Raw genomic sequence first — 2056 nt, 5'->3', positions numbered from 1 at the left:
GTCCTGCGGGGCACGCGCCTCGGGCGCGGGATCGCGGCGCGGAGGCTCGGCCGGACGGCGCGGCGGGGGCGGCGCGGCTACAGCCTCCGCAGGTTTCGGCTGCTGCTCGTCCTCGATCCGGCGGATCGCGTCCTCAAGCTGCATCCGCTCGCGCGAGATGTCCTCCTCCGACAAAGGAGGATCGATGCTGCGCAGCTGCCGGATGATGGCGGCGCGGGCGCGCTCATAGACCGCGCGCCGGTTTTCTCCGGTGTTCGCCGGAAGGCCCGCGACCGCGCGCGAGAGAACTGGATAATAGTCCGCCATGACTCACGACATAAGCCACGCTTCCGCGCGCGTCGATGGCGCGGAAGACACGCCGCTGAAGTTATTCAGTCTTCGAACGGATCAGCCACAAGAATCGTGTCGGCGCGCTCCGGAGACGTGGAGACGAGCGCGATCGGGCACTCGATCAGCTCCTCCACCCGGCGGACATACTTGATGGCCTGCGCCGGCAGGTCCGCCCAGGAGCGGGCGCCGGCGGTGGTGCCTTCCCAGCCCGCGATGGTCTCGTAGATCGGCAGGACGCGCGCCTGCGAGCCCTGGCTCGCGGGCAGGCGGTCGATGCGCTGGCCGTCCAGCTCGTAGCCGACGCAGACCTTGATCTCGTCGAGCCCGTCCAGCACGTCGAGCTTGGTGAGCGCGATGCCGTCGATGCCGGACACGCTCGCCGTCTGGCGCAGGGCCACCGCGTCCAGCCAGCCGCAGCGGCGCGGACGGCCGGTGACGGTGCCGAACTCGCGGCCGCGCTCGCCGAGCCGGCGGCCGATCGCGTCGGTGAGCTCGGTGGGGAAGGGCCCTTCGCCGACGCGGGTGGTGTAGGCCTTGGCGATGCCGAGCACGTAGCCGATGGCGCGCGGCCCGAGGCCGGAGCCCGTGGCCGCCTGGCCGGCGGTGGTGTTCGAGGAGGTGACGAAGGGATAGGTGCCGTGGTCCACGTCGAGCAGCGCGCCCTGGGCGCCCTCGAACAGGATGCGGTCGCCCGCGCGGCGGCGCTGCTCCAGCAGCTCCCAGGTGGCGGCCACATAGGGCAGCACCTTCGGGGCCGCGGAGGCGAGCTCCTCGTAGATCGCGTCCACCGTCAGCTCGGGCAGGCCGAAGCCGCGGCGCAGCGCGTTGTGGTGGCTGAGCAGGCGCTCGATCTTGGGGCGCAGCGTGGGCAGGTTGGCGAGGTCGCGCAGGCGGATGGCGCGGCGGCCCACCTTGTCCTCATAGGCCGGGCCGATGCCGCGCTTGGTGGTGCCGATGCGGGTGCCTTCGCTGGAGCTTTCGCGCAGCGCGTCCAGTTCCTGATGCACGGACAGGATCAGCGTGGCGTTCTCGGCTACCTTCAGATTGTCCGGCGTCAGCTCCACGCCCTGGCCCTGCAGGCGGGTGATCTCGTCGGCGAGCGCATGGGGGTCCACCACCACGCCGTTGCCGATGACCGACAGCTTGTCCTTGCGCACCACGCCCGAGGGCAGAAGGCTGAGTTTGTATGTGACGCCGTCGATCACGAGGGTGTGGCCGGCGTTGTGCCCGCCCTGGAACCGCACGACGACATCGGCCTTTTCCGACAGCCAGTCGACGATCTTGCCCTTGCCTTCGTCGCCCCACTGGGCGCCGACCACGACGACGTTCGCCATTTCCAGTCCTCTCCGGCCATGACTCCGGGCAAAAAAAGACCCCGGCTCGGGAGAGCCGGGGTTCTCCCGCGACTTGCTATCGGATCGGAGACGCCAAGGCAAGACGCCGCGCGCCGCGTCGCGCGCAGATCGCTGTTTGCGTTCGTGCCCATGGCGAAGCCGTCTCGGCGCCCTGATATTGCGTTCACGCCATTCGAGCCGAAGGAGATGTCGCCATGGCCGTTCCCTCCGCCGCGCCGCAGGCCGCGGCCCGCACGCTGCCCGCCGGCTTCGCGCTCGGCGTCGCCGAGCTTGCGGTGTCCGACCTGCCGCGCTCCGTCGCCTTCTACGAGCGGATCGTGGGCCTGCGCCGCCTGTCGCAGGAGCCGGGCGTGGCCGAGCTCGGCGGCGAC

The 2056-nt window shown here is 70.8% G+C and carries 2 protein-coding genes and 1 pseudogene; 1 reads left to right on the top strand and 2 read right to left on the bottom strand.

The annotated features are described in order from the left end of the window. Positions 1 to 306, bottom strand: a pseudogene (locus tag ACFQ4O_RS17160) (hypothetical protein); the annotation flags it as partial. A gap of 65 nt (positions 307 to 371) precedes the next feature. Then, positions 372 to 1664: an adenylosuccinate synthase gene (locus tag ACFQ4O_RS17155; RefSeq protein ID WP_378777545.1), complete on the bottom strand. Its 1293-nt coding sequence runs from the start codon at positions 1662 to 1664 to the stop codon at positions 372 to 374. 215 nt (positions 1665 to 1879) lie between these two features. Between ACFQ4O_RS17155 and ACFQ4O_RS17150 the strand changes: the two genes are divergently transcribed. Then, positions 1880 to 2056 (top strand): VOC family protein (locus ACFQ4O_RS17150; protein WP_378777547.1); only part of this gene is annotated, 177 nt, incomplete at its 3' end.

Source organism: Methylopila musalis (genome assembly GCF_042679725.1).
In the GTDB taxonomy this organism is placed as follows: Bacteria; Pseudomonadota; Alphaproteobacteria; order Rhizobiales; family Methylopilaceae; genus Methylopila; species Methylopila musalis.
The sequence above is the reverse complement of the archived record's forward strand: the minus strand, read 5'-3'. Positions and strand labels throughout refer to the sequence as shown.